Here is a 24,112-nt window from a genome sequence, read left to right as displayed (position 1 = left end):
ACTTACGTCCCCATTAATAAGGCTTTTCTGATGTTTATATTAAACCATCATTGGAGTTGCTAGTGAAGATTGATTTTTCGTTAAATTAAAGCAGCGATAGAAATTATTGCTGGTAGCCTCTCCTAAGGCCTCAACAGAAATATTTCTTAAATCCGCAACAAAAGCACCTACATGAGCCACCCAAGCCGGCTCATTCACTTTGCCTCTATAGGGATTCGGGGCCAAAAAAGGAGAGTCAGTTTCGATTAATATCCGATCCAGCGGAAGCTGACGACAGGTTTCTTGTAATGCCTTAGCATTTTTGAATGTCACAATACCTGAAAAAGAAATATAAAATCCCAAGTCCATGGCCTGCTTTGCAAAATCAAAGCTTTCTGTAAAACAATGGATAACTCCACCAGCTTTTTCTGCGCCCTCTTCTTGTAATATTCTGAGCGTATCGTCAGCTGCTTCTCGTACATGAATAATTAAGGGTTTGCCGGTAGCAATAGCAGATCGAATATGTATCCTAAAACGCTCTCTTTGCCACTCAAGGTTACTAGATATCTTTTTTTCAATTTGAAAGTAATCTAACCCAGTTTCACCAATGGCAATAATCTTAGGGTGCTTTGCTTCTTCAATTAAGTATTCCTCAGTTGGCTCTGGTGTATTTTCAAAATCAGGATGAACACCTACAGAACCATAAAGGTGATCATATGTATTAATCAGGTTTTTTATTTGATAAAAGTTAGGGATGTCAACACCAATACAAAGTGCATGGGTAACTTTAGCTTGAGCCATACTCTCCAGTACCGCGGGCATACGCTCACTGAATTCAGGGTAATTAAGGTGGCAATGAGAATCTATAAACATGCCTGTATTCTAAAAACCCAATTTTTATAAAGCTATGCTTTACTAGTTCCTAAGTCAATATTAGATCGAACAAAAAAAACAAACCAAAAATGTAAGGCAGAAAGTGTAATAAGCTCTACACCAATGACAATCCAAGGACTCCAGAGACCAGCCGATGGCCAGTCCAGCAGGATCAAAATACCATTTGCTATGAGCAATAATCCTGTAGCGCAACAAAATGATATAACTCCCTGAATCTTCATCCAATAGGCATCATAGAGCCGAAGAACTCCGGTTAAGATTAAAAAGTAACCGGCAAAAGTTTGCAAATGTTTAAAGACTTCTACGGGATGTGTAAATAGAAAAATTACGAATATTAACTCCACTAATGGAGTAAGTAAGGAGAGGGCAAGATTTTTTGAAACTATAGTTGTAAGCAGATATATTGTTATCCCACGGCAAAAAAAGCCAGCGAAAATAATTGCACTCAAGATGCCATAATCGTTTCTATAATCTTTTTGTTGATCAACATAAAAACAAAGAATTCCTAAAACAGCGAGGAAGAGTGCCTCTATAGCAATATAAGATACGAATGAAACTGGATACAGGACTTGCTGTTGAGAATTTGAATTATTCATGATCAAAATGATTTAATATAAGTTAACCTGCCCAGTGATAATTTTACGTTTACCAATCACTTTAATAGCTCTATACATCAAATCTATAAAAGGCTACTCCATTATGAACGAAACAAGCGTTAAATATAAAGAACTTGTCCATAAATGTTGGGCAGATCCTGAATTTGCCGATCATTTAATGAATAACCCTAAAGAAATACTTAGGCAAGAAGGTATTGAGATTGCTGGCAATATTTCAGTTGCAGTCATACAAAATACTGAGACTCATTTCACCTTAGTGATCCCTGCCAAGCCCAATAAGGTCTCACAGAAAGATCTTGAAAATTTAGTTCAACATGCAAATGACTTACATCCGCATTTTCAAGCACTACCCTAAACTCGTACCCTGATCATTTACTGCACTCGACCCATGCCTTTTATCAAGGCTGGCTCTAGCAATTTCATGGTGCTTGACTCAATTAACGATGCTAAGATTTTTGGGGTTGCATGCTCAAACAATTGATCCATTGGAATACTTGCTCCTGTCTCATCCTTAAAGCGTGCAATTAATTTAATCGCCAATAAGGAGTGCCCTCCTATGTGGAAAAAATCATCATTTACTCCAACATTATCAATTCCAACCAGTTCTCCAAATAATCTACATAAAATCTTTTCAGTTTCATTGATGGGTGCTTCAAAGTCATTTTTGATCTCTCCCAATTGAGGCGCAGGAAGAGCCTTTCTATCAACTTTTCCATGAACCGTCAAAGGCATTGCGTCTAAATATTGAAAATGTGACGGGATCATATAATCAGGCAGAAAATGGGCTAAGGTTTCACGTAATTGCTCAGAATTGGGAAGTGGCAGTGCTGGAACTTCAGCAGCATCAGAAACCAAATAAGCAACTAAGAAAGCTTCATCATTTTCTTTATAAAGCATTACTATCGCTTGGGCAATTTGAGGATAATTTTTTAAGATTTGTGCTTCAATTTCACCGAGCTCAATCCTAAAACCTCTAACTTTTACTTGATGATCTACCCGTCCAACATATTCTAAGTCTCCATTGGTACGGCGCCTTACTAAGTCTCCAGTCCGATACATTCTTTCTCCAAACTCTCCAAATGGACAGGCGAGAAATCGTTCTGCAGTAAGTCCTGGCTTATTAAGATAACCTCTCGTTACCCCTATACCCGTAATATAAAGTTCTCCAACTTTGCCGTTAGGAGTTAATTCTAAATATTGATCTAGAACATAACTTGAAACATTAGCAATGGGCTTACCAATAGATACTGTCCCAAGTTCTTCGCAACCATCTATGCTGGGATCAAGCGCTTGGCTCATCGTTGCATTGACTGTCACTTCTGTAGGTCCGTACGCATTCAGCAGCCTTACTTGGCCTGCTAAACGCCTCACCAAATCAGGCGTACACTCCTCACCTGCAAGCAATAAAGTATCTAATTGTTCTAATGCCTTATCAGGCAATATCTTAACTAAGGCCGGCGGAAGAGTAACATGCGTAACAGAAAATTTATGCAAAAATTCTTCAAGATTGGCTATCGTATTCATTTTCATATTGCCCGCTGAGAGAACCAGGGTTGCTCCGGTAGACAAAGTAGAGAAAATTTCTTGTACGCTTCCATCGAAAGCATGGGAGGCAAATTGCATTACTCGAGAATGGGCAAGAATCTTCAAAGCATCTACCTTAGCCCTCGCAGTGTTAATCACTCCTGCATGAGGAACACTCACACCTTTAGGTTTTCCTGTTGATCCTGAGGTATAAATAACATAAGCAAGATTTTTGGGTAGCAAGGGGCTCATACGCTCACTATCACTAATGCCGATCTCAGAAAAATCACTCAACAATGTTGATTGAAATGTGGCGTCGTCTATTGCAATGAGATTAGGAAGCGTTAGATCTAATTCGCGTGAAAGCGCTTGATATATTGATGAAGTACTAATCACATATTGGGCTTGACTATCTCTCAACATATACTCAATCCGATCAGCGGGGTAATCAGGATCGATGGGTAAGTACGCTGCCCCCGCCTTGAGGGTAGCCAATATGCAAACTAATAAATCTGGAGAGCGGGTTAAGAGAATACCTACAATACACTCTGGGCCAATTTTTTGAGAGATCATAAAACGTGCCATACGATTGGAGCGTTGATCCAGCTCAGCATAAGTTATGGACTGCAGCTCTCCGTCTGCTTCATACAAAATAGCAGGATTGTCTGGATACAGGCGAACGGATTTGGCAAATAATGCTGGAATCGTTAGATCGATAGTTTCGTAATGCAAATCAGGGCCAGTGGCCACGTCGAATAAATCTTTTTTTTCTTGATCTAAAAGAGTCGTGACCATGGCAACAGGGGATTTTGCAAGATCAGGTAATTTTTTAAGTAGCTGGATATATCTCTCGAGATGCTCTTCGGCCTGAACGCGACTATAGCGGGATAAATTAAAATCCATGCGTACATCAATCGGCCCCTGATCCATACGATCAAATATATGGATTTCCATGTCTGCTACAGGCCCTGCTCCTAGCGTCTCTACAATGCCTCTTGCAGCCCCAAATTGAACCACTTGTTCAAGTGGCAAATAATTTATGATTAAAGAAAAAGGTGATTCTAAATTCTCTTTACGACGATTGAGAGTAATTTCGCCGTACGGATATTGGGTGTGACGTAATCCAGAGCGCAATTCACGTGACGCTTTTTTTAATACATCTTCAACCCGATCTTCATCTGCGATTTGAACGCGTAAAGGTGTAGCGTTAGCCAACATCCCGATTAAGTTGCGAGTAAGCTTATTGCGACCCGAATTAGGGGTCCCTATGCAAATATCATGCGAATGAGTAGCTCTCGATAAATAAACAATCCCTGCGGTAGCAAAAGCAATATAAGCACTTCGCCCTTCACTGAGACCCCACTGACAAATTCGCTCATATTCTTTCCGATCTAAACCATAATGGAGAGAACCCGGAGAGGAGAGATCCGTCCGCTTTAGAGGTTGATCAGATAATGACACTGATTTTCCGAGCCCCTTTAAGGCTTCTTTCCAATATTCTTCATCTACATTCCATTGCTCACTATTCTTATAGCGTTGGAAGTCCTCGGCAGCATACATCCATGAAAGAAGCGGCGCATTTTCGGATCTTTCAGGCAGTTGTGTGGGAATGTTCTCAAATAAATTTTCTAAAAGATTGAAAATCTTTGAGCCACCCACTGCATCAATAATTAAATGATGAAAAAAGGTAAAAAAGATCGCTCGATCTTTTCCAAGTTTTACTAAGCCAAATCTGTACAGAGAATCTTGGAGTAAATTAAATGGTCGTAATTCAATATCCTTTAATAACTCCTGTGCCGCAGCTTGCGGATCAGATGAATCACTAAAGTCCCAAACCTTTAAAGGCATTTCTTCATAGGGCGCAATCGATTGATACGGAAGATTATCAAGCTCTGAGAAACGAATGCGCAAACAATCCGTTTCTTTGAGCATTTGGTGGTGTGCTTGAGTAAACCGATCAATATCTAGTTCCCCATGAATATGAAGTAAATTGCCGATGTTATAGGGCGTCTGAGCACTATCAATACGCTGATGGAACCAGAGGAAGGTTTGAATGCCCGTTAAGGGGAGAACTACTTTCAGGGAAGGCTCGCCGCTTGTTTCTGCTATTTCAACTGTATTTGACATCAGTGATTTTCTATTCCAATGCAATTGAGCTAACTTCTTACTTTAACCGTTAAACAATTTAAAGAAACCAGCTATTTAAGAATGTTGATATGGGGAATTGGAGCCAACCATCCTGTTGGTGATCGAGAATTTAAACAATCTTATCGACAGGTTCTAGAATTTCCTATGATTTCCTAAGAGAACTGCCACCTTAAAAAACGGATAACAAATCACAGAATTAGAGAATGAAATATGCTACTGTCCAATAATGTTTATAACCAGTTTTATTGAGGTAATTTTTTAATTTTACAGTTTTTGAGAGAGATAAATGCAAGCAACATCAGAGCTAGGTAAAGAATATCAAGAAAATGGCGTAGTCCTTCTAAAAGACTGCATAGACGAAAAGCTCATTGACAAGGTTCGTGATAAATGGATGGATTTAGACTTAAGGATTACCACCCACATCTCACCTAATGAAAAACCTCGCATTGCCTTGTGGAGGCATGTTAGCGGAGAAGAGCAGCGTTTTTGTGACTTTGATGACTATCCGGAAGCCTGGGAGTTAATTGAAAAGAATATAGCCCCTGTGATTCGAAAACATTTTGCAAGCGATGATGGCGCTCAATTACGTCTTCAATTATTAGAAACCATTGTTTTCAATAAGCCGCCTGAAATAGGAAAATTTCTATCTTGGCATCAAGATGCGTCTTATTATCCAATTACCCCAAATGTTCAAATAGCGACTTGGATTCCATTCGAACCGGTAATTAAAGATTCTGGTGCGCTGGTATATGCATTAAAAACTCATAAAGGCGAGCTTCGTGCAACAGTAGACCTTTATAAAAATACACCCTTTGAAAATGAAACAAGGGAGCTCATTCCAGTAGATCCTGCTGAACATGGCTATGAATTAGTCTGCATGGAGATGGATCAAAAAGACATGATCTTGCATGATGGATATGTATGGCATTATTCAGGCCCAAATGTCACAAAGGATCGTCAACGTAGAGGCTTATCCGTCAGATTTATTGTTGATGAGGCCATATTTTCTCCTCGCCCAAATAGCGCTGGAGAAGAAAAGGCATTCGATGCCCAAATTAGCATTAAACCAGGAGAGCCTTTTCAAGGAAAACCCTTTCCCCTGGTTTAATCGGGCTTAAAAAAAATATAGCGTCCCCAGAGGACGCTATATTTGAAAGCGGTGACTGGATTTTAACTAAGATTAATTAACCAATTCTTCTTGGTCTAAGTATTCTAAATGGTAAGACCCGTTCCCAATTGAGAGGACTTTGTCAGACGCCTTAACTTCCCCTAGTTTGATTTTTTCTTGAGCAAGTAGTTTTGGAAATAGAGAATCAAAGTCGATTTTTGCTATCTCCCGAAGATCAAGAATACTATCTAGAACAAAATAGGTATTTTGTAAATCGTAGATCCAAAAATCAGAAAGCATCACCCTCTCTAAGTCAAAGAGAATTCTGTTCGGAGACTGATCATATAGTGAAAAAGCAACTTCTTTCTCAGATGAATTGATTGCTGCGCCCAAGCAAACGGTCTTACCGTTCTCTCGAACCAAGCCAACTTCAACAATATACCAATACAAGCGAGCGATAAAATCAAGCATCCCTTTTTGATTAGCGGCCACCGCAGCTTTACCACATGCCTGCATAAAGTCAGCCATTTCAGGGAACATTAAAAGCGGTACGTGACCAAAGATATCGTGAAAAACATCAGGGTATTCTTGAAACTCCAACTCATTTGGTTTACGAATAATGCAACCGGAAGGAAAGCGGCGATTGGCCAAATGCTCAAAGAAAACTTCGTCAGGAATTAAACCCGGCACTGCAACTACTTCAAAGTCACTGAACTTCTTTAAGCGATTAGATAATTCAATAAAGTTTGGAATTTGATCGCGCTCAAATTGAAGTTGTTCAAGGCCTTGCATAAATAGGCTGCTGCATTTGCCGTCTAAAACCTTAGTCATCCGATCATACAAAATAGACCAAGTATGATGATCCTCCTTGGTGTAAGCACTCCAATTTTGATCTATCAACCAATCAGCACGGGCAGGAACATAATCATCCGCCTGGGTAGGATGAGGAGGTGGGGCTAGATAAGTTTTGACCATGCTTTATATTATTATGAGCACCGCAAAGCTTTCTATGATTTTCTAAACCTTGCTTTGGGCGCAAAATAGCATCGATGCCATACAATATTATCGCATGCACCAACTTAGTTCCTACAACCAAGATCAAAGCCATGAACATTGGCTAAAGGTGGGCATATCCCAATTAAGCGAAATTTCTCCTTTAGCCAATCACATTAATTGCTTCAAGATTCACTTTAGCGCTGAAAACACATCATTATCAAAGCAATATCTTAGAAAATTAAGCCCTTTTAATCAACAAAAAGTGGCACAATTTAAGCAGGTTTCAGATCAGAATCGATTCTTGGTTTCACGCTTACTTTTGGAGTTTTGGCTAAAGAAATTCGACAGCAGTCCAATTGATTTGAGGCTCAACTCCTCCGGTAAGCCCTTTTTACCAGGAAACTCCCATGAATTTAATCTATCTCATAGCGGAGATATCGTTCTATTCTCAGAAACGGCTGATAGCCCTGTAGGGGTGGATGTAGAAAAAATTCAGTTGATTGATGATTACGAAGCCTTTAAAGGGATTTTTCACCCTCTCGAATCCAGGCAATTTAAATCTATAGCCCAAGAAAAAAATAGTTCAAAACTCATCCAAACTTGGGTACAAAAAGAAGCCATTTTGAAAGCCCTAGGTCTTGGCCTGCAAATGGAAATGAGCGCTATCAAAATAGACGAAAAATATCGCGCAGTCACTCTGCCGGATAAATTTTCTAGAGAATGGAGCTTATTTAATTTGAAGCCATGCGAAAATCACCTTGCTGCAATTGCAAGCCCTAGAATGGGAATGGAGCTCAATGCCTATTCTCTTGAGATCTCCGAGTTTTTATAAAAAGTTATTGATGCATAAGAAATGGTTTAAGCCAATTAGAGTAAATAGCCAAGCAAAAGTGCACCTAGTCTGCTTCCCTTTTGCAGGTTCTGGCGCATCAATTTTTTTTCCCTGGGAAAAATTTCTTCACTCTGACTTCAATATTTACGCCTTTCAAGCTCCAGGTCGAGAGGATCGCATTGGGGAAGATTTAATTGATAATTTGGAACTACTAGTTCAAAAGGGCAGTACAGAATTATTGAAATTGGTTGATAAACCAACAATTTTGTTTGGCCATAGTTTGGGAGCAGTTATTGCTTTTGAAATTACTAAGTTAATAGAGAGGCAAGGCGTAGAACCTAAATGCTTAATAGTTTCTGGTCGTCAACCTCCTCACTTGAGCCTGAAGATGCCTCCAATTTCGGAACTAAGTGATCAAGATTTAGTAAAAGGGCTATTAGATCTAGAGGGTACTGATCGTGAGATCGTAAAACATCCAGAATTACTAGAGATAATTCTGCCAATTATTCGTGCAGACTTTAAGATTGGGGAAAAATATCTTCTTCCCATCAAGGATCAGATTAACTGCCCCATTATCGCAATTGGTGCGAACAATGATCCATGGGTAAATGTGGATGAATTATCTCAGTGGCAAAAATTTACTCGACAAGAATGCCAACTTAAAATAATCTCGGGTGGCCATTTTTATGTAAAGAATGACTTTCAAGAAATCGTTCAACTTCTAAACCAATTAAAAAATTAAGAGATAGATACAAACTTAGCAGATATATCAACAGGAATCAGCACACTAAAAATGATTTCATCTTCTTGCAGAAATGGTGTTACGAGCACACCAATCTGCTCAGCCATTTGGTTCACTAACCATAAGCCAATACCTAGTCCCGCCTTACCACCGGATCCTGGGCCACGATAATATTTTTCGAATATTTTGTGGGTATCAATGCTGTGGGATGAAATTTTGTTTCGTATATTAATTTGGACATGATCCTTATCTTGCACAAAAATATTGATATGAATTATTGACTTCTCTGAACAATACTTCACTGAATTATCAATTATATTTTGTAAGATTGTTGTGAGACAAAATAAGTCGGAGTTTACAAATACTCCATCATCATGTGTAACAGAGAATTGAATTTTTTCAGGCAAGATTTCTACAATACCACTGACTAGATCGGGAAGATTAATATTATTAGTAATCTTCAAATTCTCATCAGAATTAAATTTTGCAAGCCATGTAAAACGATCGGATACTGAATTGATTTGCTGAACTAAAGTTTTTAGCCTTAATAGAGTACTGTCAATAGCTGATGACTTTACTTGTAACAGGCTTTCTAAGCGATCAATTAAAAAATAAATGGCCGTGAGAGGGGTCTTTAGCTCATGAGAGACAACATTATTTAATGCCTCCTGATCCTGCCGCAGTTTCATTTCTTCATGCAATTTACCCATGTATATTAATTCAGATTCTTTCACTGCAATTTCAGCTTGAAGCTTTTCCTGACTATAGAATTTGTAAAGAATATAAAGAAAAGACAAGGTATATAAAACTCGATACCATTCAAATTTATAAAAAGGAATATCTTGAGGTACGTCAATAATATTGGAGAGTACGGCAAAAATGAAGGCTCCAAAAAATAATGATGCGTATACCAGTCCAATACTAAACATATTTCGACTAAGCCTAGTTAACTCCATTGATAAACAACAGATAATTAACAGGAGATTACTAAAGTAATTGAATAAGGAAAACAGCGGAAAACTTAATGCATGATTAAAACTGACTAGAGACAGCGCAATAAAGCAAAGAAGGAAATTAAAAAAAGCGAGTAGTTTAAGTAAGCGACTAGTACTAAATTCGTAAATAAAGTTAAATAAAAATAAACCGAGAGCAGCTCTAATGATATAAATGAGAACCACATATAGATACTCCCTGCTCTCCCTTGGCAGATCTGGGAAATACTCGCTTACTAATTCTAAATTCCTAAAAATTGCATGTAGCAATGAAAAAAAGGTAACAACCCATAATGCAATCAAACAAGATTTTTTATATTGGGTGTAAAAAAATAATATTACCAATAAAAGCAGTCCAAGCATGCCAATATAAAAGCCAGCATGAAACTCTTGATTAGCCATTTCCCTTTTTTTATCAATACCATTCAAAACACTGATTGACATGATTGGTGTAATTTTTCGCGTGATGTGCAAAAAGATTACTGGATTTTTAACGTCGGCTTTTGGAGTAAATTCGAAATAATTATCGTTTAGAGGAAAATGAATTCCCGTAAGTAAATTCTCATTTTTTTCTGTTGCAAGTACATCTTTTGAATAAATGAAGACTGTGTTGCTGGCAAATGAGGGTTGAATTACTGCCGAAAATTTCTCTTTATTATCAAACTTTAAGAGTGTAATTTTTAGAAGATATGAATCTCTCAAAGGTGCCGTGCTAAAGTTATTGCTGATAGTTTTAAAATTGAGATCATTCAATGTTCGAATATCTTGAATACTTAAGTTTGGGTCATCATTCACCGCCAATAAAAAAGTGGGTGAGGAAACATGATCTACCTGATGATTTGATTGTTCAGCCCCCTGAGCAACAAAAGCCACACTAAGGAATATCAAAATAATTCCTGTGTTAGCAATCCATTTGGAAAAAATTGATTTCATGTTCGTAAAAAAAGGGGCTTAAAGCCCCTTTTAATGCTCGATGTAGCTAGAAAATTAAGCAACGGAAGTTTCTGCAGGGGCTGCGGCTGTAGAAGTTATATTCTTCGAAAATAATTTCTTGGCTTTTGTAATCTGTGTTGTATAAATTGACTTGGCATTTTTTAACTGTTCGTTGTATATGACCTTAGCTTTTTCAAATTGCTCATCAAAAACAGCCTTTGTTGATTCTAAGTCAAAGTTTAGCAAGTTACCTTCTTTTTCAAAATGCTCAATAAACAATGAACCAATTGCATAGGTGGTTGCAAAGGAAAGTGCTGGCTGGCTCAAGAAAGATATGACAGAGCCAATGTAAGGGATTTTGCTAACGCCAATGGTTGCCACTTTAGATGCAACAATAGTTGTAATGCTACCACCAAGCGCGGCTCCAACGACGGCTAATACTGCCTCCTTCTTAAATGGAACCTTGTATATTTCACACAAGTCATAAATCATTTTTAACTGCACGCCAGAAATAGTTACAGTATCCAAACCAATCACCGGAATAAATCCTGCAGCAGTCGCCCACTGAGATGCATTCCTTATGGTGTTTTTGGCTAATTGGTGACGATAGTCCACCACTATATTCTCTGCACCTGGAGTAGTTGCGGAACTGGCAATTTCACTAGACAAAATTTGGTCAGCAGATACAACTTTCGGATCTAAATCGTTGCTACTAGTGTTTTCTTGATTTGGCATATTTTTTCTACCTTTAGTGATTAATGTTTTGGGCGGCGTTGATCTTGCTTTTACTGCAATAGCTTTAGCACTCTTTGGAGCTTGAGTCTTTTTTACAGCAAGCTTCTTGGATTTGCTGACACTTGTTTTGGTCACTATTCTATCCAATGGATTAGACTTAATTGTTTTACGAGCGGCTTTTGGTGGCACAATAATCTCCGATGAATGAGCAATTGATTACTTGGTTAAGCTAACATCAAAACACAATCTATAACTAGACTCGCCCCAAGAACTTTTAATAATTTCGCTTGCACCTTCAACATGAGGTCTTATTTTTTTTCGTAAACGACTCATTAAGTTTTCCAACTGCTCACGCGATAAATCTTTGGATTTAGTATTTAAAACCTCTTGAAATTGATATAAGCTCACGTTGTTACTTAGTGCCAATAAACTCAAGGCCAAATACTCTGAATTAGACAGATCTATTATATTGTTCCCTGGGGAAATTAATACCAATTTTTTGGTATCTAAAACCCAGTTTTGTTTTATTGCACCATCTTGATGCAATCTTGCAGCTAAATTTTGAACAGCAAAAATAATCTCTTCAGCCCTGGTGGGTTTTGTAATGTAGGTATCTGCCCCAACTTTATAACCCTCTGTTCTATCAACCCCCCTGATGCGGGCAGAAAGTATGATAATTCCGATACCGGGTAAGACATTTTTAACTCGAGAAATGATGGAAAATCCATCTTCATCAGGTAAGTTGAGGTCAATGATGAGGATATCAATCTTAGAATTGATGAGTATTTTATTTAAAGAATCTCCGCAATCGGCAGAAAAAACCTGATATCCAGCCTGCGTTAGACTCCTAGCCAACTCTTCTCGCAGTATTTCGTGGTCTTCTACAATTGCAATATTTATCACTTGTGATTCGCTTATTCTTTACAGGGTCTAGATAACTCTTATTCAGGTCTAAATTTAAAGCAAATCAGGTGCTTTTTCTATGAAATCCTATTTTTTCACTTCATTGAAATGTAACAGTAATGATGGTAAATTCAAGATGCTTTATCACCCTAATCCCATTTGGAGGCTTTAATGAACACTGCAACAGCTACTGTAGGTGAATCAACCGCTCTAACAAAAGAAGATGTAACTAACAAACTAATCAATTCGGCCTCTACTTGGGCTGCTGCTTCTACTTTGATCCCTGTAAACGGCCTTGATATGGTTGCATTAGCTGCGGTTGAAGCTAATTTGATCATTGACATTTCCTCACTCTATGGTGAGAAGTTACCTAAGTACGCTGTGAGTGGAGTTATCTCTACATTATTGGGTACTTTGTTGCCTGTATATGGCGCTAAACTCACCGTTCCTTTCTTGTTGAAATGGATTCCTTTTGGCAATTTGGTTGGCGCAGCTACTATGGCCGGCTTTGGTGCTGCAGCAACTTATGCCATTGGTAAAGTTTTTGTAAACCATTATGAAAATGGCGGCACATTTGCAACCTTTGATCCAGCTGCTGTTTCAAGCGAATTAAAAGCTGATTTTGCTTCAAAAGTAAAGAGCTAATACTCTAGATCTAATTGATAAAGCTTACAAAGCTTTATCAAACAAAAAAGGGATTTGTTTTTACAAATCCCTTTTTTTATGCTTCATTAAATTATGACAGAAGCATTATTAAGCAATCCACCTACTTACTTCACTAGCACTGCAGGAGAAGGAGGAATGGATCCACTGATTTTATTCAGATTTAGCAATTGCGCCATCATGTTAATAACCAATGGTGTATAGCCATTGTCATTTGATGGAATCGCGTAGGTATTACCGCGATAGGTAATCTGAGCCAATGGATTAGCCACAGATTCATTCTTCTTGATAACAATGATGGGTTGCGGTTTAGCAGTCTGTCCTTTCACTACATAACTAGGATCAACCACCACCTGAATATTTGGATTGCCTGCTTGAATCGTCAATATTTGCCCAAGATACTGATAGATATCACGGTTAGAGCGAATATTGATAGCAATTGAAGTCTTACCTTTTTGCGGATCATTAGTAGCAGAAATACCTTGATGTTTGCTTTGATTGTCTGGAGTAGCAACAGGCTTGGCACAGAAATATTGATCTCCATATTTGTCAATAATCTCCTTTTTATAGGCGCTTTCACCCAAACACAAAGTAGCCATTTGAGTAACTGTGACTAACTGGTAGTAAGATTTTTCTTTCCCTTTAGCAGGGAAATACTTCATTTGCATTTTTCCAAGATCTTTAGAGGTCACCAATGCAGTCATGGCAGTTGCTGCTTGTGCCTCAGTCATCTTCGGACCAGATGGAATTTCAGTATTTGTAATTTGGGTCGTTAAATTGTATTTAACCAATAATTTAGCGATAGATTGGAACTGGGGAAAGGATTCCAATCCCGGAGTATTCATTACCTTTTCAACTTGTCCGTCTGCACTCACCATCTCTATCGAACCTATCATTAAGCTCATAATGAGCTCAGGAGGCATATTGGATGTTTTGAAAAAATTAACAGTTGTAAGTGGAATAACTGAATTAAAGCCTGTTTGAAAAGCCGCATTATCCAGTGATGACTGAGTGTAGTTAAAGGAAGTGCCAACTGAAATGCTTGGATTTAACATGAAAGAGGATGTTGAACCATTAATAATGGAGCCTGATAAATTCCCCGCCGTAAAACTAGAGGTACCAGTTCCAGCTGAGAAATTTCCAGTACCAATGATGCTAGGAATATCCAAAAAACTCAGTGGTAAGTTATCTGATCCCCTGACTATGTTCAGAAGAATGTTATTAAAATTGTATTGCTCTACAGTATTTTGATATTGAGCAGCCATATCATCCATCTTTGGGTTTGGCACCGAACAACCTACAAGTGATGCACAAAGCCCAGCGCTAGCCAGAACCGCTTTCAGTGAAGGACGCTTCATGGGGCGAAATAAAAATGTTTTCATGTGAAAATAACCCTGACAAAAAGAATAATTAGACCAAAAAATAGTAGGACAATTAAAAGCCGAACTAAAAAGTTGGCCCAAAGCAAAACAATAGCGGCAAAACCTTCTTTGCCCGATTTCCTCACACGAAGCCACGAAAAAAACATAATTAGCGCGCCTGCAATCAATGCAAACAAGGTTAATTTAATTGCAGCAGCAGTAAAGGACAGCAAAATCATGAATAACCTTTTTAATGTTTGATAATCTACAAAAAACTTTCTACACTTACTATTAATTCCTATGATTGCTAATGTGTACCACAGAGGATGCCCTCATTTCATAGTCGTGTATGATTTCATATGAATTATCGTCATTTATAGCAAATTTCTTTTGCTATGTCGATGCAACTTTTGGAACGTATGCGCATGAACAAGCCTCAAGATACATCTAATGTGTACCTGATTGCAATTGGGATAGTATCAGTTGTCTTGATTTTGACTCTTCCTGCTTTTAACATATATGAAAGGCTGCATCGTAAAGATCGAAGTGGACCTAAAATTATTACAAGCAGTATTGCTGATGCGGAGAAAAGACAAAACAAGGAAGTAGATTTAAAGAAAACTGATGCTCCTGCAATGGTAAGCGAGGCTACCCCTGCTAAGCAGCAAGACCCCACGAAAAATGGCGATGTTACTGGCGAGAAATTGAGAAGTTTAGTTGAAGATAACGGCTCAAACTCTACTTTAGAGAGCACAGATACATTTAATATTTGCATGATTAATGCAGTAAGTTTTCAGTTTCCCTTTATTGTCTCTACCACCTTTCAAAATCGGCGAGAAAGTAGCTGTGATCTAGAGAGCTTTAATCATATGAATGCCGCTTCTGTAAGGGCACAACTAAATGCCATACTGAACCCATTTCAGGCTGGCAAGGCAGGCCCCTATCGCAGTACTGCAACTAAAAATCTAGGGGGCTCTAGCTATCCCTTTACGTATCTCGGAAATCAGCGATTCGCTATTTCATTCAAAGTAAAGCTAGGCTTATTCGATATTATTAAGCACCCTGAGTTTGCCTTGGGCGGCAGTATTTTTAGCGATGCCACTTATTACCCGTTAAAAGCCCAACAGAATCTGAACTTATTTTGGACAGTAGGTGATCCAGCATATTGCCTTGTTACAAACGATGGCAGGGTTTATTTAATGACTGATTATTCTGCCGCATTATTTCCTAACCTAACTCGGCATAAGCTTGAAGTATTGGATAGATTACTGGTGCTTCCTACAGGCTGGAAATTTGTCAAAGTAACTGTAACAAAGCCGATATGGATTACCGATAATACGGAAAATGGATTTGTTATTGAAAAATTATTCGATAATTTGGGTAATTTTTATGTCAAAGTAAATTTACCTGACTCTTTGGATTATGCGAATGAACTGGGCAAGAGAAGGTGATCACAGAGGATTATTGAACCTCCTTCTTTAGGCTTTGATCCCTATTTGCCCTTTTGAACTACGTTTTTATTATCATCAAAAATCAGCGGCAAGCCGCTAGGTCCAGATCCAAAAACTACTATCTTGGCATTATTGGACTTCGCTAACTCTGAAGACGCCTGAATTCCCACAAAACGAAGATAATTTTCAGTTAGACCACCTTTAATAAGATCTTGGAAATCTCGAATTCCTCCAGCCTCAATAACTTTTCTTTCGGCTTCTCTTTTAGCGCCTTCAACAACGAAGACTAATCCTTCTGCTTTTTGTTGTTCAGTAACTTTTTGTTGAATAGCATCTTCATATTCTTTAGGAAAACTTATCTTTGTAATTTGTACGCTATTAATATTCATCAGATTTAAGCGGGTCAAACCTGCTGGCTGTACTGACTTAAGAATAGCTTGATTACTTTCAGTAGTGATCGCTGCTGAGATGGCGCCTAGGTCTGATGTAAAAGCTTCTTTTGCAGATTTCGCCCCTAAATTTTGACGTATTATTTCCGTAACCTCTGGAATGATGATTTTTTCCTCATAATCAGGGCCAATGTATTTATGTAAATAGCCTAAAGTTTTTGGATCAAGTTCATATTGAAAAGCAACAGTCGTCTTAGTCTTGAGCTGGTCTTCAGTTAATATGTCAATTTCAATCTGTAGCTTCTGAATTCGGATTGAATATTCCGTAAGCGTATTCCAAGGCCAAATAATATGAACGCCCTCACCCAAACTATTCTCGATATCCACACCACCAAATAGTGGTCTATAAATTACCCCCATACTACCTGCAGGAATGACATGGATGACAACTGGCCAAAGAACAATCGCTGCAGCCATTGCAATCGATATGCTCAGTACGATTGCTAAAAGATTGGACCGAAGCCAAGTTTTTACGGCAAGGACATTTTGAGTTAGGTTATCAGTCATTTTATTTATTTCGCGTTTTTCAACACACCTTTACTAATCTCAAAAATACTATCTGACAGATGATAGTATTGGTCATCATGGGTAATAGCGATAATAGTCTTCCCTCTTCTCTGCAACTCTGGCAAGATAAATTGGTAGAAATATTTTCTAAATTCTGGATCTTGATCAGATGCCCACTCATCGAGAACAATCACTTGCCTATCCTCCAATATTGCAGTAATCAAGGCGATGCGTTTCTTTTGACCAGTTGAGAGATGGATATCAGAAATCACTCTATTTTCTATTTTGATCTTATCGCCCATCTCCAGTAAATCGATTGCGGCGTCAACTACTTCATCATCAGCCAAATAAATTCCATATAATTTTTTGAATAGATAGAAATCACTAAAAACTACGGAAAATAGATTCCGATAAGCTAGAGTGGATGGCTGCTTAACTAAATCACCATTGACATAAAGTCCACCAGCACTAGGCTCGTAAAGGCCTATCAAAATTCTAATTAATGTAGATTTTCCAGACCCATTATTTCCCCTAACAAAATAGATCTTTCCAGCTTCAAAAGTGTAACTAATAGGGCCCAGAACAAATGATGCTGCCTGGTTTTTAGCTTCATCGTAATGGTAGATCACATTACGTAATTCAAGCGATTGCATGATTGGAGGATCCTGATCCTCACTCTCATTGCTATCTACTTTGATCTTATTTAATTTTTCTTCAAGCTGAAATAACTCTTCTGCCGATGCATTTGCTTGAGCAATTGCAGGAATATTTTGAACGACTCCCCCTAAGGCACCCACTAAAAACATAATAGAGGTAGTGACTGATTGAACACTTTGAGAATAGTCTTTAATCAAAACAGGCAGAACAAATACTGCTACCGCCACCAAAAGATAAAACAATAGTTGTGGTGTCGTAGAGGTGTTCACCATAGCAAACATGGCCTCAGTTTTCATAAACTTCGTTTTTCTGGACTCCTGAACCATCTCATGGGATATTTCAGAAGCCCTTCTGGAGTTCATCTTAATTTCTTTAAAGCCATCCATGAAATCAGAAAAGATTTGAAAATTTTCACCTTCTTGATGCCATGCACTTTTGAAAGCTTTGTTAGTTTCAGATAGTCTTTTAGACACCAATATAAACATTAAGCATGAGGCGATAAATATCATTACAAAAGCAGGGAATGAAACTATTGCCAGATAAATCATTAAGAAAAAAATGGTTGACCCAGATTGAGCAATTTGCACTAAATTTAAAACTGATTGAGAAACTGTCTGCGTATCTCTTACCAATGTTTGTAAGATCCAGGGCCTACCAATACTATCTATTGTTTTGAGATCTGATTTCAATACCTGAGACATGACGCGCAATTTAAATGCATGCATCAGATTTTGGGTGCTAGCTACGTTCTCTTTATTCGAACGTTTCAGGGCTAACATGTACAAAAATAAAAGAAGTAGAAAGGCAAAGAATTGCCATGTTGCAGATTGTCCTTTTGCCTCTATGCTAGCTGACTGGTTAATTAAAGCCACAAGACCAGTACTTGAAATGCCCCCAAGACCTGATAAAAGAACCAATCTTTTAAGCTGAACTGTGCCCTCTTGTTGTATAAAACGAAATAAAGGAGCATTAAAAATCATAATTATTTAGCAAATTTGTATAGATGAGCAACGTGCTAGTTAGCACGTTGTAATATTTCTTTAGTTAAGGCGCGGTAATCGTTCGCCGCCATGGAGTTTTTGTCGTACTCAATGATACTTTCGCTATAGGACGGAGCCTCGGCTAAGCGAACATTCTCTCGGATAATAGCCTTAAAAACCTGATCTCCAAAACGTTCAGTCAGGCTTTCTAATACTTCTTGAGAATGACGCGTACGCATATCAACACGCGAGGCAATAAATCCTAAAATACTTAAATCAGGATTCAAAATTTCCCGAACATTACTCACGGTATTAATGAGCTGTGCAACCCCGGAAAGTGTCATCACATGCGTAGTCACCGGGATTAATAATTCTTTTGCAGCGGCAAGTGCATTTAAAGTCAACAACCCTAATGTCGGCGGCGTATCGATCAATACAAAATCGTAATTCTCAGAGTTCATTTTTTGAATTCTTCTTTTAAGGATTGTTTCAACAGATAACTCACCCGCAAGAAGTTTTTCAATCTGAGCGAGCTCTTGTGATGCTGGAATTAAGTCAACACCTGCCACTCCACTAGGTTGCACCAGATCCTCTATTTTTTGTTGGGATTTGAAAATTTCAGCAGAACCACCTTTTGATTCCTCAAAACCCAACCATTGACTTGCGTTAGATTGCGGATCTAAGTCAATTACCAGGACCCTCTGATTTAGCTCTGCTAAACAGGCGGCAAAATTTACAACGGTGGTGGTCTTGGCACAGCCACCTTTTTGATTGGCAATCGTAATGAGTCTCATAGACTGGTTATGCAATTTTTAAGTGTTGATTATAGAATCTAAACATAAGACATCTTACACGCTTCATTCAACACTATCGCCCTACCCTCCTTTAAATTCGAGGGCATCATAGAAATTAATAGCTTTAATGAAAGGAAATTTTTAGTATAGGGGGATGTCTAGTGATTTAATGATTTTAAAACCTGATGTAGTAATTGAACCTCTCGTATCGCGCTGGCACGCATGGTCTCATCTTATTTCCCCTGCTACCTCAGCCCTGAATTTACAGTTTCGCCTACTTGCGCAGATGGAATCTTTCGTTAGCGATCCTGCGCTACATGAATTAGCCTTAAAAAATCCAAGTCTTAGAGGCGGCCCCTTTGTTGATCTTCCTGTAGATCAGGCAGATCAAGTAAAAGAACTGGTCCAGATTACCAAAACCAATCAGCAGGATCTCATTTCATTTGGTTTAGCCCTTAAAGAAGCCTTTAATCAGGTAATGAAGCATGGTGATGGCTCAAGTCTTGAGCCCTTATATGCCCAGTTACCTGAAGCGGTTCGTGGTTATGTAGAGCTTTCATATTCTCTAGGTGGGTATCCCGATCTCAGAATCATCGAATCTTTGCTGTATCTGAGCCCCCTGTACGATACAAACAATCAAAGCGCCATGATTTATCGCCAAGCCGGTGATGATCGACCCTTCGTTTTCAGCACACCGAGACTAAGCCACCCCTCTGCGATTGATTTAAATTTGCCGTTTAAGAGTCCTATTTATGACTTCTTAGCAAGCTTGAGAAGTGTTCCGCAAGGTCTTGATTTTATTATAGAAAAATTAGGATTTTCAGGTTCAGATAAAGAATTATTTTTAAGCTTCTTAGAGCCAGCATCCAGCTCAAAAAATGCCTTAGTCAAACCTGAGAAAGATCGAATTCGTTGGCGTTATTTTGGTCACGCTTGCGTTCTGATTGAATCACCAGACGGCTGTAATGTATTAATAGATCCTGTGGTTGCTTACGATGACGCCAATGGAATTGCCCGCTATACCATCCGCGATTTACCTGAAAAGATCGATTACGTGGTGCTTACCCATAATCACTCAGATCACGTTGCTTTAGAAACCCTTTTGGCCTTGAGATGGAAGATTGGAACCATCATTGTTCCTACCTCTGGAGGCAGTCTGGCTGACCCCTCCCTCAAGCTGATGCTTAAAGCGATTGGATTTAAGCAAATTGTGGAGTTAGGCCCAATGGACTCCATTTCCCACTCAGATGTAGAAATTACAGCTATCCCCTTTTTAGGTGAACATGGTGACTTAGACATCCGGTCTAAAGCTGCTTGGTTAGTCAAAATAGCTGATAAAAAATTGTTATTTGCGGCAGATAGTAACAATCTAGACCCGAAATTGTATGATTTCATTCATCGCGCTGTTGGCTCAATTGATACTCTCTTTATTGGCATGGAATGCCAGGGTGCCCCAATGAGTTGGGTTTATGGGCCGCTTTTACCAATGAGCCTGGACCGCAAAAAAGACCAAACTAGACGTTTAAATGGCTCTGATTTCCCCCGGGCGATGAAGGTTGTCGAAAGCCTGCAATGTAAAAAAGTGTTTGTATACGCAATGGGAATGGAACCGTGGATGCAATACATCACCAGCATTGATCCAAGTGAAGATACACCTCCTATGGTTAATTCCACTGCTTTTGTAAAGGCTCTCAAGGAACAAGGTATTCCAGCTTTGCGCCTTTATGGTCAATACGAGTTATACGAAAACTGATAAATAGCAAACAATAGGTTTTGCTATGTGTTTTTCTTAATATCTTAAATAACTTAATCCCCTTGATTTACCTGTTTTTTAGGGGGGTCATCACTTAACGAAATAAATAAAGATAAGATCATGAGCGGACTAACAATTGACGGTGACAGCTTTAAAGTTTTGATCAATGCAGAGGGTCAATATTCACTTTGGCCAGCAAAAAAAACAGCCCCAGAGGGTTGGCAAGAAACCCAATTTACCGGCAGTAAATCTGAATGTACGACTTACGTTGACGAACATTGGCTCGACATGAGACCTCTAAGTTTGCAAAAAGCGATGTCTGACTCCCATTAATCTAATTTTTAATGGCAATCAAACACTTAAAGCTCTTTGAGCAAGCGCAATTTTTTTATATTGAGTTCAGAAAACATTACTGAACGCAACCCAATAAAAGCAGTTGATTTATTGTTCGTTTCAATTAAAAAACGCTCATCAATGATCTGTCTGTATTGAAATTTTATGACCGACACTAAAGTAGTTCTTTCTTATGGCCAGCAACGCCTCTGGACATTAGATCAAGTTGATGGACCATCAGCCGCTTATCACATGCCTACTGCCCTTCGCCTCAAGGGTATTGTCAAGATCGATGCGCTCCAGAAGGCATTGGCAAAATTATTCGATCGACATGAATCTCTACGAACTGTAGTTAGGGCAGATGAACTCACTGGCCTCCCTGCTGGCTATCTTTTGCCAAGTCAAAGCCCTCAAGATGTATTGAAAATAATTGATCTCTCTACGCAATATCAAGAAAATCAAACTGCGACACAGACCCTCGTTGATCAGACAGTTGCACAAGAAATAACCACTCCTTTTGATCTTGGGCAAGATTATTCTTTGCGTGCACTATTAATTCTTCTTAGCCAAGAACAATCTATTTTAGTGCTCACCTTACATCATCAAGCAGGTGATGGCGTCTCGCGCAATATTTTGGCCCAAGAGCTACATGAAGCCTACAGCGCTTACGTCCATGAGCAAGAGCCTACTTGGGAGCCTTTACCGATTCAATATAGTGATTGGGCCGCTTGGCAAAAAGAAAATTTAGAAGAGGATTTAGATGCCAAAATCGCACGGGCTAAAGAACGCCTAGCCAATGCTCCAGAGTTACTGACCTTAGCTCTAGATTACCCTAGAGTCGCAGAGCGTGCGCATCGGGCTGGATATGTTGCAGTTGAACTAGATAGTGAACTGACGCAATCCTTACAAGCCTTGGCTCGTCAAGAACGCACTACCTTATTTACTGTTATCTATGCTGGCTATGGTGCTAGCTTAGCGCGCTTAGCCAATCAAGCAGAAGTGGTGATTGGCTCGCCAGTAGCAGGACGAGATGATCCTGACATACAGCACCTAGTCGGATTTTTACTCAACACCTTAGCCCTGCCCTTATCGATTGCTGGTCAGTGCACTGGTACTGAACTGATTCGTAGAGCAAAAGCAAGTGTAGAGGCTGCTTTAGTCGATCAAGATCTACCGTTTGAGCGCTTATTAGAAGAGTTAGGGGTAGCACGCTCTTTACTACATACACCGGTGTTTCAGGCAATGCTTGCCTTTCAGGCACAAAGTGCACAAGATTTTGCTTTGGGTGATTTGGTCTGTCAGGTTCAAGAAGTTGGTCTGCCTACGGCCAAGTTTGATGTGACCTTGTATCTCAACCTCACCCCTGCAGGCACCCTGACTGGTAGCTTTGAGTATGATGCTGACTTATTTGCGCCAGCGAGTGTGCAAGCTTGGGTCAAGAGCTTTACGCAGTTACTGACGCACTTAGTGGCTAACCCCCAGTTGCCAGTGCACAGCTTGCCACTAACTACCCTTTCTGAACGTACTGCGCTCATTGCCAGTTCTGCTGGTCCAGTAGTTGATCTGGATTTACAAGCACCTGCGCTTTTTAACCTACCCAGCTTATTTGCTGCCCAAGTAGCTAAGAGTCCTAGTGCTACTGCGCTAGTCTATGAGAGTGCTAGTGGCAGTATTGAGCAGCTCACCTATGCTCAGTTAGATGAGCAAGCCAATCAGTTAGCCCGTTATCTCATTAGTAGGCAAATTGGTCCTGATCAGATTGTGGCCATTTTGTTAGAGCGCTCACCCCAGATGATTGTGGCCATGCTAGGGATCTTAAAAGCCGGAGCAGCTTACCTGCCTTTAGATCCAGAGTATCCAAGTGAGCGCCTAGAGTTCATGTTAGCCGATAGCGGTGCTCTAGCCTTAATTAGTGATGAGCTGCAACTAGCTAAGCTCGCATCAAGCCCAGCAGCGATACCTGCGGTGATTGATCTTTTAGCCCAAGCAGCTGAGCTAGCGACTTACTCAGCTGCGCCAATACAAGACAGTGAGTTAGTAGCGCCACTGCTACCACTGAACCTAGCCTACCTGATCTATACCTCTGGGAGTACTGGTAAGCCTAAGGGGGCTGGTAATACACATCATGCAGTAGTCAATCGTTTGGTGTGGATGCAAGATCAGATGAAATTAGATCATTCTGACTGTCTGTTACAAAAAACCGGGATTGGTTTTGATGTGGCAGTGTGGGAATGGTTCCTACCCTTAATGACTGGTGCTCGCTTAGCTGTGAGTAGTGCCCTAGGACATAAGGATCCTGCTTATTTACATGCCATTATAGAAAAGCTAGAAGTTACTGCCCTGCATTTTGTACCATCGATGTTATCGGTCTTTTTAGAACAGATTAGCCAAGGGCAATGTTCCTCTTTAGAGCAAATTGCAACGAGTGGCGAAGCCTTAAGCGGCACTCTACAGGCGCAAACTTTTGAGCGTTTGCCAACCGTTAAGTTATTTAATCTTTACGGCCCCACTGAAGCAGCGATTGATGTCAGCTATTGGCAGTGTCAAGCAAGCGATGGTCATCGTACACCCCCCATTGGCTACCCCATCTGGAACACCCAACTCTATGTTCTAGATGCCAACTTAGAGCCGGTGCCTACTGGCGTGGTGGGTGAGCTTTATATTGCGGGGATGGGTTTAGCAAGGGGTTACTTAGGACGTCCTGGTTTAAGCGCTGAACGCTTTATTGCTTGTCCTTTTGGAGCCCTCGGTAGTCGGATGT

The 24,112-nt window shown here is 39.5% G+C and carries 22 protein-coding genes; 9 read left to right on the top strand and 13 right to left on the bottom strand.

The annotated features are described in order from the left end of the window. Positions 1–39: 39 nt before the first annotated feature. Positions 40–852: a TatD family hydrolase gene (locus ICN41_RS09990; RefSeq protein WP_216292788.1), complete on the bottom strand. Its 813-nt coding sequence runs from the start codon at positions 850–852 to the stop codon at positions 40–42. A gap of 32 nt (positions 853–884) precedes the next feature. Further along, on the bottom strand, positions 885–1,469 hold the full coding sequence (locus ICN41_RS09985) for a hypothetical protein (RefSeq protein ID WP_216292787.1): 585 nt from the start codon (positions 1,467–1,469) through the stop codon (positions 885–887). A 103-nt stretch (positions 1,470–1,572) separates the two neighbouring features. Here ICN41_RS09985 and ICN41_RS09980 point away from each other — a divergent pair, with 103 nt between their 5' ends. After that, complete coding sequence (locus tag ICN41_RS09980; RefSeq protein ID WP_216292786.1) at positions 1,573–1,845, top strand: NHLP leader peptide family RiPP precursor; 273 nt, start codon at positions 1,573–1,575, stop codon at positions 1,843–1,845. A 17-nt stretch (positions 1,846–1,862) separates the two neighbouring features. Here ICN41_RS09980 and ICN41_RS09975 read toward each other — a convergent pair whose 3' ends face one another. Next, on the bottom strand, positions 1,863–5,141 hold the full coding sequence (locus ICN41_RS09975) for a non-ribosomal peptide synthetase (RefSeq protein ID WP_216292785.1): 3,279 nt from the start codon (positions 5,139–5,141) through the stop codon (positions 1,863–1,865). 307 nt (positions 5,142–5,448) lie between these two features. Here ICN41_RS09975 and ICN41_RS09970 point away from each other — a divergent pair, with 307 nt between their 5' ends. Then, positions 5,449–6,270 carry a phytanoyl-CoA dioxygenase family protein gene (locus tag ICN41_RS09970; RefSeq protein ID WP_216292784.1) on the top strand — a complete coding sequence of 274 codons (822 nt, stop codon included), beginning with the start codon at positions 5,449–5,451 and terminating at the stop codon, positions 6,268–6,270. Between the two features lie 72 nt (positions 6,271–6,342). Here ICN41_RS09970 and ICN41_RS09965 read toward each other — a convergent pair whose 3' ends face one another. After that, complete coding sequence (locus ICN41_RS09965; protein WP_216292783.1) at positions 6,343–7,245, bottom strand: phenylalanine 4-monooxygenase; 903 nt, start codon at positions 7,243–7,245, stop codon at positions 6,343–6,345. Between the two features lie 94 nt (positions 7,246–7,339). Between ICN41_RS09965 and ICN41_RS09960 the strand changes: the two genes are divergently transcribed. Next, positions 7,340–8,098: a 4'-phosphopantetheinyl transferase superfamily protein gene (locus tag ICN41_RS09960; RefSeq protein ID WP_216292782.1), complete on the top strand. Its 759-nt coding sequence runs from the start codon at positions 7,340–7,342 to the stop codon at positions 8,096–8,098. Positions 8,099–8,108: 10 nt separating this feature from the next. Continuing rightward, complete coding sequence (locus ICN41_RS09955) at positions 8,109–8,840, top strand: thioesterase II family protein (protein ID WP_216292781.1); 732 nt, start codon at positions 8,109–8,111, stop codon at positions 8,838–8,840. On the opposite strand, the gene ICN41_RS09950 is transcribed toward ICN41_RS09955, so the two are convergent. The 3 genes from ICN41_RS09950 to ICN41_RS09940 are packed head-to-tail and all read right to left on the bottom strand — an operon-like array spanning position 8,837 to position 12,403. Continuing rightward, positions 8,837–10,765, bottom strand: coding sequence for a HAMP domain-containing sensor histidine kinase (locus ICN41_RS09950; RefSeq protein ID WP_216292780.1), 1,929 nt, complete (start codon positions 10,763–10,765; stop codon positions 8,837–8,839). The two genes, ICN41_RS09955 and ICN41_RS09950, sit on opposite strands and share 4 nt — an antisense overlap. A gap of 54 nt (positions 10,766–10,819) precedes the next feature. Beyond that, on the bottom strand, positions 10,820–11,689 hold the full coding sequence (locus ICN41_RS09945; protein WP_216292779.1) for a DUF697 domain-containing protein: 870 nt from the start codon (positions 11,687–11,689) through the stop codon (positions 10,820–10,822). Positions 11,690–11,716: 27 nt separating this feature from the next. Beyond that, positions 11,717–12,403, bottom strand: coding sequence for a response regulator transcription factor (locus ICN41_RS09940; protein WP_216292778.1), 687 nt, complete (start codon positions 12,401–12,403; stop codon positions 11,717–11,719). A gap of 171 nt (positions 12,404–12,574) precedes the next feature. Between ICN41_RS09940 and ICN41_RS09935 the strand changes: the two genes are divergently transcribed. Then, positions 12,575–13,048 carry a YcjF family protein gene (locus ICN41_RS09935; RefSeq protein WP_216292777.1) on the top strand — a complete coding sequence of 158 codons (474 nt, stop codon included), beginning with the start codon at positions 12,575–12,577 and terminating at the stop codon, positions 13,046–13,048. Between the two features lie 125 nt (positions 13,049–13,173). Here ICN41_RS09935 and ICN41_RS09930 read toward each other — a convergent pair whose 3' ends face one another. Next, entirely contained in the window at positions 13,174–14,448 is a 1,275-nt protein-coding gene (locus tag ICN41_RS09930; RefSeq protein ID WP_216292776.1) for a hypothetical protein, read from the bottom strand. Then, positions 14,445–14,666 (bottom strand): hypothetical protein, encoded by a 222-nt coding sequence (locus ICN41_RS09925; RefSeq protein ID WP_216292775.1) that lies wholly within the window; start codon positions 14,664–14,666, stop codon positions 14,445–14,447. Before ICN41_RS09925 ends, ICN41_RS09930 begins: the two co-directional genes overlap by 4 nt. Before the next feature lie 186 nt (positions 14,667–14,852). Here ICN41_RS09925 and ICN41_RS09920 point away from each other — a divergent pair, with 186 nt between their 5' ends. Continuing rightward, positions 14,853–15,878 (top strand): hypothetical protein, encoded by a 1,026-nt coding sequence (locus ICN41_RS09920; RefSeq protein WP_216292774.1) that lies wholly within the window; start codon positions 14,853–14,855, stop codon positions 15,876–15,878. Between the two features lie 41 nt (positions 15,879–15,919). Here the strand turns inward: ICN41_RS09920 and ICN41_RS09915 are convergent, their stop codons facing one another. Genes ICN41_RS09915 through ICN41_RS09905 form a run of 3 tightly spaced genes read right to left on the bottom strand, consistent with a single transcriptional unit; the run spans position 15,920 to position 19,265 of the window. Continuing rightward, positions 15,920–16,834: a prohibitin family protein gene (locus tag ICN41_RS09915; protein ID WP_216292773.1), complete on the bottom strand. Its 915-nt coding sequence runs from the start codon at positions 16,832–16,834 to the stop codon at positions 15,920–15,922. Positions 16,835–16,839: 5 nt separating this feature from the next. Beyond that, on the bottom strand, positions 16,840–18,471 hold the full coding sequence (locus ICN41_RS09910) for a cyclic peptide export ABC transporter (RefSeq protein WP_216292772.1): 1,632 nt from the start codon (positions 18,469–18,471) through the stop codon (positions 16,840–16,842). A 35-nt stretch (positions 18,472–18,506) separates the two neighbouring features. Further along, on the bottom strand, positions 18,507–19,265 hold the full coding sequence (locus ICN41_RS09905) for a ParA family protein (RefSeq protein WP_216292771.1): 759 nt from the start codon (positions 19,263–19,265) through the stop codon (positions 18,507–18,509). Positions 19,266–19,419: 154 nt separating this feature from the next. Between ICN41_RS09905 and ICN41_RS09900 the strand changes: the two genes are divergently transcribed. Continuing rightward, on the top strand, positions 19,420–21,018 hold the full coding sequence (locus ICN41_RS09900) for an MBL fold metallo-hydrolase (RefSeq protein ID WP_216292770.1): 1,599 nt from the start codon (positions 19,420–19,422) through the stop codon (positions 21,016–21,018). A 120-nt stretch (positions 21,019–21,138) separates the two neighbouring features. Next, entirely contained in the window at positions 21,139–21,351 is a 213-nt protein-coding gene (locus ICN41_RS09895; RefSeq protein WP_216292769.1) for an MbtH family NRPS accessory protein, read from the top strand. Between the two features lie 26 nt (positions 21,352–21,377). Here ICN41_RS09895 and ICN41_RS09890 read toward each other — a convergent pair whose 3' ends face one another. After that, on the bottom strand, positions 21,378–21,527 hold the full coding sequence (locus ICN41_RS09890) for a hypothetical protein (protein WP_216292768.1): 150 nt from the start codon (positions 21,525–21,527) through the stop codon (positions 21,378–21,380). Here ICN41_RS09890 and ICN41_RS09885 point away from each other — a divergent pair. Further along, positions 21,517–24,112: amino acid adenylation domain-containing protein (locus ICN41_RS09885; RefSeq protein WP_216292767.1), on the top strand; the 2,596-nt coding region annotated here is incomplete at its 3' end. The two genes, ICN41_RS09890 and ICN41_RS09885, sit on opposite strands and share 11 nt — an antisense overlap.

Origin of the sequence: Polynucleobacter sp. 15G-AUS-farblos, assembly GCF_018882445.1 — a bacterium.
Classification (GTDB): Bacteria; Pseudomonadota; Gammaproteobacteria; order Burkholderiales; family Burkholderiaceae; genus Polynucleobacter.
This window is presented reverse-complemented; position numbering and strand designations above follow the sequence as displayed.

What these genes read in the sequence shown, in the direction of transcription:
- ICN41_RS09910 (WP_216292772.1), bottom strand. Translation starts at nt 18,471, where the DNA reads ATGATTTTTAATGCTCCTTTATTTCGTTTTATACAACAAGAGGGCACA.
- ICN41_RS09985 (WP_216292787.1), bottom strand. Translation starts at nt 1,469, where the DNA reads ATGAATAATTCAAATTCTCAACAGCAAGTCCTGTATCCAGTTTCATTC.
- ICN41_RS09980 (WP_216292786.1), top strand. Translation starts at nt 1,573, where the DNA reads ATGAACGAAACAAGCGTTAAATATAAAGAACTTGTCCATAAATGTTGG.
- ICN41_RS09975 (WP_216292785.1), bottom strand. Translation starts at nt 5,141, where the DNA reads ATGTCAAATACAGTTGAAATAGCAGAAACAAGCGGCGAGCCTTCCCTG.
- ICN41_RS09930 (WP_216292776.1), bottom strand. Translation starts at nt 14,448, where the DNA reads ATGAAAACATTTTTATTTCGCCCCATGAAGCGTCCTTCACTGAAAGCG.
- ICN41_RS09965 (WP_216292783.1), bottom strand. Translation starts at nt 7,245, where the DNA reads ATGGTCAAAACTTATCTAGCCCCACCTCCTCATCCTACCCAGGCGGAT.
- ICN41_RS09950 (WP_216292780.1), bottom strand. Translation starts at nt 10,765, where the DNA reads ATGAAATCAATTTTTTCCAAATGGATTGCTAACACAGGAATTATTTTG.
- ICN41_RS09925 (WP_216292775.1), bottom strand. Translation starts at nt 14,666, where the DNA reads ATGATTTTGCTGTCCTTTACTGCTGCTGCAATTAAATTAACCTTGTTT.
- ICN41_RS09895 (WP_216292769.1), top strand. Translation starts at nt 21,139, where the DNA reads ATGAGCGGACTAACAATTGACGGTGACAGCTTTAAAGTTTTGATCAAT.
- ICN41_RS09960 (WP_216292782.1), top strand. Translation starts at nt 7,340, where the DNA reads ATGCACCAACTTAGTTCCTACAACCAAGATCAAAGCCATGAACATTGG.
- ICN41_RS09905 (WP_216292771.1), bottom strand. Translation starts at nt 19,265, where the DNA reads ATGAGACTCATTACGATTGCCAATCAAAAAGGTGGCTGTGCCAAGACC.
- ICN41_RS09935 (WP_216292777.1), top strand. Translation starts at nt 12,575, where the DNA reads ATGAACACTGCAACAGCTACTGTAGGTGAATCAACCGCTCTAACAAAA.
- ICN41_RS09900 (WP_216292770.1), top strand. Translation starts at nt 19,420, where the DNA reads ATGTCTAGTGATTTAATGATTTTAAAACCTGATGTAGTAATTGAACCT.
- ICN41_RS09915 (WP_216292773.1), bottom strand. Translation starts at nt 16,834, where the DNA reads ATGACTGATAACCTAACTCAAAATGTCCTTGCCGTAAAAACTTGGCTT.
- ICN41_RS09990 (WP_216292788.1), bottom strand. Translation starts at nt 852, where the DNA reads ATGTTTATAGATTCTCATTGCCACCTTAATTACCCTGAATTCAGTGAG.
- ICN41_RS09955 (WP_216292781.1), top strand. Translation starts at nt 8,109, where the DNA reads ATGCATAAGAAATGGTTTAAGCCAATTAGAGTAAATAGCCAAGCAAAA.
- ICN41_RS09920 (WP_216292774.1), top strand. Translation starts at nt 14,853, where the DNA reads ATGAACAAGCCTCAAGATACATCTAATGTGTACCTGATTGCAATTGGG.
- ICN41_RS09970 (WP_216292784.1), top strand. Translation starts at nt 5,449, where the DNA reads ATGCAAGCAACATCAGAGCTAGGTAAAGAATATCAAGAAAATGGCGTA.